The sequence below is a fragment of the Gracilimonas sp. genome, assembly GCF_035704785.1.
Classification (GTDB): domain Bacteria; phylum Bacteroidota; class Rhodothermia; order Balneolales; family Balneolaceae; genus Gracilimonas.
The window spans coordinates 1-8,109 of record NZ_DASSWP010000005.1 but is presented as its reverse complement, the minus strand read 5'-3'; the positions used below and the strand labels follow the sequence as shown (position 1 = coordinate 8,109).

Genomic DNA, 8,109 nt, shown 5'->3' with positions numbered 1-8,109 from the left:
GTATTTCATTAACAATAAAGTACTTTGCATTTTGCAGATTTATATCAATTTTGAAATATGAAAAAAGTTCTGAAAGTATCCGCCATTGTTTTGGCTTCCCTACTGTTGATCGCATTAGTAGCTACATTTATTCTCCCCATTTTTTTGGAACAACCACTGAAAAAAGCCCTGGTGGAGGAATTTGACAAACAAACAGAACAGAATTATGAACTAGGATTTGATGACCTGGATATCAGCTTGTTCAGCCGATCTATTTCTGTTGACTCCATCTTCGTTAAGCCCGACAGCACCTCACCCCATGTTCAGCAGATAACAGCAACCTCCATTTCAATAAGCGGAATCAGTTTGTGGAGTTTATTCAGTAGCTCTTTTCCTGATTTCAATTCCATTACTGTAAAAGAACCGAATGTACAGATCCTGGAACGGGATCTTTCTTCCTCTCTATTCTCGGGAAAGGACTCCGCGGAAACGGGTGAAGCACTCGAAGACCTTGACACCTTTACTCTTTTTATTGAGAACGGAAGCGGAACCATCAGTACAGCGGATGGAACAGAATTGTTCTCGATCAGTGATATTTCCTTAGAGGCCGGTGATGTGGATATCAACAAACTTCTGGATGGCTCTGAACTTCTGTTTATGGAGTATCTGCTTATTCAGGGTGCAGGGGTAAAGTGGAACATTCAGAAAGACTTTTACGATCTTAAGATCGGTAACTTCAGTTTTGATAAGCAAGCAAGATCACTTGATATTGCAAATATAGCCCTTACTCCCCTATTACCTAAGTATGAATTTTCTGAAACCAAAGGATATCAGCTGGATCGCATCGATCTTGAAATCCCCGAGCTTTCCCTTTCGGGACTGGACCTAAATTCCCTAACCGAAGATCACGTGAATGTAGCTGAAATCGAAATCAATGAAGCCTGGATGGAAGTATTCCGAAATAAGAAGGTCGATCGAAAAGAAGGAGTAAATGTAAAGCCAATGCTCAACAAACTAGCAAATTCCATTGACTTTTCTATCGGAGTGGATAACATTACCATTTCTGATGCTACCATCATATACGAAGAACATAAAGCTCCGTCTGATTCTTCCGCTGCCATCTCTTTTGATGATCTTGATGCAACCATTTCAAACATAAGGACCGCAAGTCACCCCAGTTTTACGGAAGACACCCTGACTCTTCACGTCGAAACTCTCTTTATGGATACCGCCCCTCTTACCCTTGATGTCAGTTATCCCGTCTTTAATGAAGCCGATATTCACACCGTGAAAGCAAATCTGGGCAGTCTTGACCCCAAAGTAGCCGAAAAGATACTCGCACGATCCGGATTTGTGCGGGTTGAAAGTGGCTTTGTAAAAAGCCTTGACGCTGAACTTGGGCTAAACTCCAAATCTTCCAAAGGAAAAGCATTGATCCTGTACCGGGATCTGAAGATCTCTTTCTTGGATGAAGATACCGGTGAACAGGGATTCGGAGAAAGATTTAAGGATTTCATTGCTAACAATTTTTCGATAAAATCTGAGAATACGGAACCTGACCCTACTATCGGGGAAATTGATTTTGAGCGTGAAGTCGAAAAATCTATTTTTGCTTACTGGTGGAAATCTTTACTATCCGGAATTAAAGATTCAATTCAATAAACCATGATCAAAACATTGAATGCCCCAACCATTGATGACATCAAAAATGCCCATCAACGTATTGCCGAACATGCCCACCGGACTCCGGTTCTAAATAGTAAACAGGTTGATGAAAAGACCGGTGGACGCATTTTCTTTAAGTGTGAAAACTTTCAAAAAGTGGGGGCTTTTAAATTTCGTGGGGCTTCTAATGCAATCTTTTCGCTGAGCGAGGAAGATGCAAAGAATGGAGTGGCTACGCATTCCTCCGGCAATCATGCTCAGGCCGTTGCACTGGCTGCAAAGATGAGAGGCATTCCCGCTTACGTAGTTATGCCCGAAAATGCACCGAAAGTGAAAGTGAAAGCCGTTAAAAATTATGGAGCAGAAGTAACTTTTTGCGAATCTACCCTGGAAGCGCGGGAATCAACACTGGAACAAGTGGTTGAAAAAACCGGTGCCTCTTTTATTCATCCTTATGACGATGCCCGAATTATTGCCGGGCAAGGAACCAGTGCTTTAGAGTTACTGGAAGATCATCCGGATCTTGATATAATTATCGCTCCTGTGGGTGGAGGTGGATTGTTAAGTGGGACAGCTCTGACTGCGAAATCCATCAAACCTGATATTATGGTGATCGGTGCGGAACCTGAAAACGCAGATGATGCTTACCGCTCCTTCAAATCCGGAGAACTGATCCCTGTCAAAAATCCTAATACTATCGCTGATGGCCTTCGTACTTCCCTCGGCAAACTTCCCTTTTCTATCATCACCGAACATGTGGATGATATTGTAACCGTTCCCGAAGAGTCAATCGTGGAGGCCATGCGCTACGTTTGGGAACGATTGAACATGATCATCGAGGCATCCTGTGCCGTGCCCGTAGCTGCTGTATTTGACGGGAAGGTGGATGTAAAAGGCAAAAAGGTTGGCATCATTATCACCGGCGGTAATGTAGATCTGGACAATTTGCCGTGGTGATTCGCGTTCCAGGGTATCAAAAGTGCCGGAACTGTACAACCACTTAATCAGTTTAAAATGACATCTACGATAATAAAATGGCTTTTTAGGATATAATCTGATGGGTATCATGCCCAAATCAGAAAATGCGGAACAAAAAATTGATAAAATTGTTTAACAATAGCTCAATGTAAATTTTCTAATAATTAATTATATATATATTTGTATGTTGCAGTAGAAAATTCTTAAGAAGGTAGATTGATTAAGTATTTTTTTTAAAGACAGCAAGGAATCAATGTCGGCTATGGTATTTGCAAAAAGGTATGTGAAATACATGGTATCTCTCCGATGCAAGAAGTTATTAAGGGATGCACTTAAAAAAACGGATCTCAATTACTCCATTTCCCCACATGGTGCTGTAGTGTTTCTTGAAGAAACTACAGATGCTCAACTTAAGGAGCTAAATGAAAACTTGCTTAAATCGGGCCTTGAACTGCTTGACAAAAATGACAGTATGCTTATCGATCGCATCATAAACACTGTCATCGATGTGATCCATGATTCCGATGAATTGCCCAACGTGAATTTTGATGATTTCATTGATAGTGACTTGGGAACGGGAAGAGAGTCTATATTAAAAATCTTTTCGGATGTAAAAGGAATGTCGATCATGCAATTTATCGTACTCGAAAAAATTGAGCGCGTTAAGGAATTTTTGCTGTATGATGACTTATCCATGGCGGAAATTGCCGAAAAACTTCGCTACAAAAACGAAGATTTACTAATTGCCCAATTCAAAAAATATACCGGGTTATCTCCTGACTATTTTAAGGAAATGAAGAAAGAACGCATGAGCGTTTTACAAACTGTTTAAAATTTTCTTCTGAGTTCAGGAAGCTTGTGTCTCACGATAGGCTGCGGTTTATTTCCCAAAAGGGATGATCTGAAATAGTTACTTGTAAGACTTAAACAACCTAAAGTCGACAGGATGGCGTTCATCATTTCTATAGGTGGAATATGAAAGACCCCTATTTATATTCCCGCCCTTCCCCTCCCCTTACAAGTTTGGATTAGGCTGCTCAAATAGTTGGCCTTCATCCCATCCCACCGAATGTATTTTCCCTCAAAAAAATCTTATTTCTTCCCATGCAACAATTACCCTACCTTTTTCGTCTATCTAAAGAAACACTTTCACTATGGCAAACAAGGGCAAATACAAACAATACAAATTTGAGAACGATCTGGACCGCGGTGCTGATGCCGGCTATGATCCGGGTTTTGATCTGGATGAATATATTAGAGAGCAAAGTCAGGAAACAGGCCAGATCGATGCTTACCAAACTCCTGAAGAAGATGACAGCTCCCAATTCAAAAATGCGATCCTCATATTTATCGTTTTTGCAGCTTCATTTTTATGGGTTCATGACTGGAGTCCTTCACAGGCATGGGCCAGTATCTTTGGCAACGACAGCGAAGTGATAACAATAGCCCCTCCTGCCCCATCATTTGACATGCCTGACATCCCCGATTTTCCTGATATGCCCCTTGCACCAGGCTTAAGTACCGAAGCCGGATTTGTTGATTATCTGCGGGAAATCAACGAAGCCGGTCTTGATGGTATCTACCCAAGTCCGGCTTTACAAGCTTTTTATCAGTCCGAAGTTCCGATATCTTATTTATCAGAATTGGTTGAGGCCGGATATCAAGAACTATCCTATCCTGCAGTAATAGCTTACTATAATTCCGATGTCTCTTTAGAATATCTCAATACTTTAACCGAATATGGGTTTTTATCAGAATTTTCTTATCCGGAAGTAATTGCTTATTACAATGCTGATGTTTCTTTAGACTACCTTGTCACACTATCTGAAAATGGATTTTTGACAGAGTTCTCTTACCCAGAGGTTATAGCCTATTATAACAGCGGTGTTTCTTTGGAGTATCTAAACACTTTAAATGAAGCCGAATATTTGGAGAACTTATCATACCCTGCCGTTATTGCCTATTTTAATAATGGTGTAACGGTCGATTTTCTCAACCAACTTAGAGATAACAATCTGCTCGAGAGTATGAGTTACCCAGATGTTATTTCTGCTTTTAATACGGACAATTAAGCAAAAGGCTTAGTTTCATCCAGGTCACGGAACTGTAATTCATAAAGATGACTGTATAATCCTTTTTGCTCTATGAGTTCGAGATGAGTTCCCTCCTCAACGATCCTGCCTTCATCCATTACCAGAATATGATCGGCATGTTGTACGGTTGAAAGCCGATGAGCAATTACAAAAGTAGTTCGGTTTTCCATGAGTCGTATTAAAGCCTCCTGTACTTGAGCTTCGGATTCTGAATCTAACGAAGAAGTGGCTTCATCCAATAACAAGATCTCCGGGTTCTTGAGGATCGCCCGGGCAATAGCCAACCGCTGGCGCTGTCCTCCACTCAATTTCACTCCTTTTTCCCCTACCATAGATTCATAGCCTTTTTCTGTTTCCAGGATAAAATGATGCGCATTGGCAGCTCTGGCAGCCTGAATGATCTCTTCTTCAGTAGCATCCAGTTTTCCATAAATGATATTCTCACGGATCGTGGTTCCGAACAAATGTACTTCCTGCGGCACGATGGAAATATGCTCTCTCAGGGATTTAAACTTTACGTCCTGAATGTTGATACTGTCCACATAAATAGCTCCTTTCTGAGGATCATAGAATCTTGGGATAAGATTCAAAAGCGTTGTTTTCCCTGCCCCGCTTGGTCCGACAAGAGCTACCGTTTTACCGGCTTCAGCTTTGAATGAAATCCCTTTCAGAACATCTTTCTCCCCTTCGTAGCTGAACCAAAGATCTTCAACCACCACCTCACCCCTAACATTTGTAATATTTTCGGCATTGGGGTTATTTTCAATTTCCGGAGTTTCTTCCAACAGCTCAAAAATTCGTTCAGAGGCACCTGCTGCCGTGTTTACGGCGGTATATAATCTGGAAGTCTGACTGATGGACCGCGAAATATTCAACGCATAAATAATGAAAGCAACAAGATCTCCTGCCGTTAACCGATCGGCAAGCACTTCCTTCCCGCCGTACCAAAAGATGATCACCAGTGTGCTCATGAACATGATTCCCACACCGGCCCAAAAGAATTGAGTCAGTACAACTTTACGTCGTGCCGTAGTGAATAATTTTTCAACCGCATCTTTATAGCGCCCCACTTCATAATCTTCACGGACAAAAGCCTTTACCAAACGAACGGCTCCTAAAGCATCTTCAGCAACAGCAGTGGAATCCGCCAGTTCATCCTGAATATCTTTGGAGAGATGGCGGATCTTTTGTCCGAAATATCGGGTAGCCAAGGTGACAAATGGAACCGTCACAAAGATCACCATGCTTAGTCGCCAGTTTAGAATTACCATCAATGAAACGGAACCGATCAATGAAAAAGTAATGGTGAGTAGCTGCGGGAGAGAATCGGTGAGTGCCGTTCGAATGGAGCCGACATCATTTGTAAGCCGGGAAGTGATCTCGCCCAATCTGCGTTCAGCAAAGAACTTAAATCCAAGCCGGTGTAAATGCTCATATACTTTCTTTCTAAGATCAGTGATTACCCGCTCTCCCACCCATTCCAGGTGGTAATTTCCAAAAAAGGAAAAAGCAGCCTGCAAGATAAAAAGCCCAAAAAGTCCGATCGCAAGCAAGTTCAACAGCTCATTATCACCGGTCTCAAACACCGCATCCAGTAATTCGCGAAGGCCCAGCGGCACGGTCAGCCAAACAGCAGAAGCCAATATTGCCGCAACCGTTGCCGTATAAAACCGCAGCCGATAGGGTTTGCTTAACGCAAAGATCTGCTTCAGCGTCAGCCAAAGCGATTTAATGGATTTCTTTTCTTTTTTCTCGCTGTTACTCATGCTTGAATATAAGCCTTCATTCAGAAAAAGCGTTCAGCTAAAAGCTATTATTATTTAATGTGGGTTTGAGATCAAGTGTGCTTTTTGGTTTGCATCTGCAAGATAATGAAAGCTCAAGAACTCGAACCTACCAATCGATCAGGCGGACTTAGAGCCGTCAGGTACTGTGTTAAAAATCAAGATAAACTCCTATTTTATTGCTTCAAAGAACATCATGATGCTTTTGCATGTGATGTATCTGCGGTAGCCTTGCCCTCGGGCAGGGCTACTTTTTTTTGATGCTCCTTTTGTTGGTCTTTGATTACTTGCGGATCATATACCTGTGCGTTATTCCACAGGGTGTACAGGTACGTTAATAGTTTTCTCTGGACCGCCACATGCCCCTTCATCTTAATGTTGTGGGTGCCAACCAACCGTTGATACAACTCGTAGGTGGGCCCCTTCCCGCTTCGCACGACTACACTGGCGGGCATATACATCGCCCGACGAATATATTTAGAGCCTTGTTTGGAAATTTTGGACTTTCCGGCCCACTTTCCGGATTCTCTGATCACCACATCATAGCCACTATAGCTGATGAGCTGACTAATGGAGCTAAATCGCTCAAATCCATTAGTTTCGGCCAGCACCGTGGCGATGGTAAGCAGTCCAATCCCGGGAATGCTTCGCAGCCGCTCGATCTGGCCGGCCAGATCTTTGCAGGAGCGTAACTGCTGGTATATTCGCTGGGTCAGCCGGTCAATCTGTTGGCTTATTACCGCTATGGCTTGGTGGAGTGCCTCCTCGGCTTCTCCTCCCGTTTGCCCGCTGTGCTCCAGGGCATGCACTTGATTACGAAGCTGGGTGCGCTGGTCCATTAAGCTCCCGCGCGTGCGAGTTAGCTGCCGCAGGTTTCGCCAAAACGGGTCAATCCCTGCCCACTCGGAAAGCATTCGTTCGGCGCCCATTAGCGCCAACCCGTAGGCGTCAATCTTATCGGTTTTACTGCGTAGTCCACGCGATTGCATGTAGCGTTTGGCCTGGCTCGGCAATACCACACTCAGGTGGATATCCGAGGCCTGCTCTTGGATGTATAGGGCGAGCGGCTCATAATACACCCCGGTCGCTTCCATATTTACCCGGATGGCGCCGGTTGGTCCGGCGTGCCGCCGCAGCCAACTCAAACAGGCTTTATAGCCTCCCGGACGGTTCGCAAACTCTTTGCGTGCTATCACTTGGTGGCTTTGCTGCTGCAAGCTGTAGCGTAACAGGCATACGCTGAACTCATCTTTGCTTATGTCTGCACCGAAACTGTCAATCATGAAAAAGAATATATTTAATGGTTGATGGTTACTTCTATGATTTATGATTGGATCGATTCTGTCGCGCTCACCTTGTCTCATGAATCGACGATATTGTCTTTTGATCTGCTCAAAAAAACAACTCTGTAGGTACTGTTGAGGTTCAACGGCAGAAAAACCAGCCTGGATATACCTGACGGAGTGCATCTGTAATCAAACAGTGCTTAGACCGATACTAAAGGTGCCAGACTGGCTCGATTCCAATAGAACGTGCTGAGCTTAAAGATCACAACCTACTTATGCAATCTTTTGCCCGTTAATGAATTTTGATACCTTAACATATGAGAC

At 43.2% G+C, this 8,109-nt stretch carries 6 protein-coding genes; 4 read left to right on the top strand and 2 right to left on the bottom strand.

Going from position 1 to position 8,109, the window contains the following annotated elements:
* Nucleotides 1-57: 57 nt before the first annotated feature.
* From VFM80_RS00205 to VFM80_RS00190, 4 genes are all read left to right on the top strand, one after another.
* A complete protein-coding gene (locus VFM80_RS00205; protein WP_395068359.1) occupies nucleotides 58-1,641 on the top strand; it encodes a hypothetical protein in 1,584 nt (527 codons plus the stop codon).
* Nucleotides 1,642-1,644: 3 nt separating this feature from the next.
* Nucleotides 1,645-2,601, top strand: a complete 957-nt coding sequence (locus VFM80_RS00200) for a pyridoxal-phosphate dependent enzyme (protein ID WP_395068357.1) — start codon at nucleotides 1,645-1,647, stop codon at nucleotides 2,599-2,601.
* 313 nt (nucleotides 2,602-2,914) lie between these two features.
* Entirely contained in the window at nucleotides 2,915-3,454 is a 540-nt protein-coding gene (locus VFM80_RS00195; RefSeq protein ID WP_395068356.1) for a helix-turn-helix domain-containing protein, read from the top strand.
* A 322-nt stretch (nucleotides 3,455-3,776) separates the two neighbouring features.
* Nucleotides 3,777-4,694, top strand: coding sequence for a hypothetical protein (locus VFM80_RS00190; protein ID WP_395068354.1), 918 nt, complete (start codon nucleotides 3,777-3,779; stop codon nucleotides 4,692-4,694).
* Here VFM80_RS00190 and VFM80_RS00185 read toward each other — a convergent pair.
* Together VFM80_RS00185 and VFM80_RS00180 are read right to left on the bottom strand one after the other, a co-directional pair.
* Entirely contained in the window at nucleotides 4,691-6,481 is a 1,791-nt protein-coding gene (locus tag VFM80_RS00185; protein WP_395068352.1) for an ABC transporter ATP-binding protein, read from the bottom strand. The genes VFM80_RS00190 and VFM80_RS00185 overlap by 4 nt on opposite strands.
* 212 nt (nucleotides 6,482-6,693) lie before the next feature.
* On the bottom strand, nucleotides 6,694-7,863 hold the full coding sequence (locus VFM80_RS00180; RefSeq protein WP_395068350.1) for an IS110 family transposase: 1,170 nt from the start codon (nucleotides 7,861-7,863) through the stop codon (nucleotides 6,694-6,696).
* Nucleotides 7,864-8,109: the final 246 nt, after the last annotated feature.

Coding starts and splice junctions, on each gene's coding strand:
- VFM80_RS00205 (WP_395068359.1), top strand. CDS start 58: ATGAAAAAAGTTCTGAAAGTATCCGCCATTGTTTTGGCTTCCCTACTG.
- VFM80_RS00200 (WP_395068357.1), top strand. CDS start 1,645: ATGATCAAAACATTGAATGCCCCAACCATTGATGACATCAAAAATGCC.
- VFM80_RS00195 (WP_395068356.1), top strand. CDS start 2,915: ATGGTATCTCTCCGATGCAAGAAGTTATTAAGGGATGCACTTAAAAAA.
- VFM80_RS00190 (WP_395068354.1), top strand. CDS start 3,777: ATGGCAAACAAGGGCAAATACAAACAATACAAATTTGAGAACGATCTG.
- VFM80_RS00185 (WP_395068352.1), bottom strand. CDS start 6,481: ATGAGTAACAGCGAGAAAAAAGAAAAGAAATCCATTAAATCGCTTTGG.
- VFM80_RS00180 (WP_395068350.1), bottom strand. CDS start 7,863: ATGAGACAAGGTGAGCGCGACAGAATCGATCCAATCATAAATCATAGA.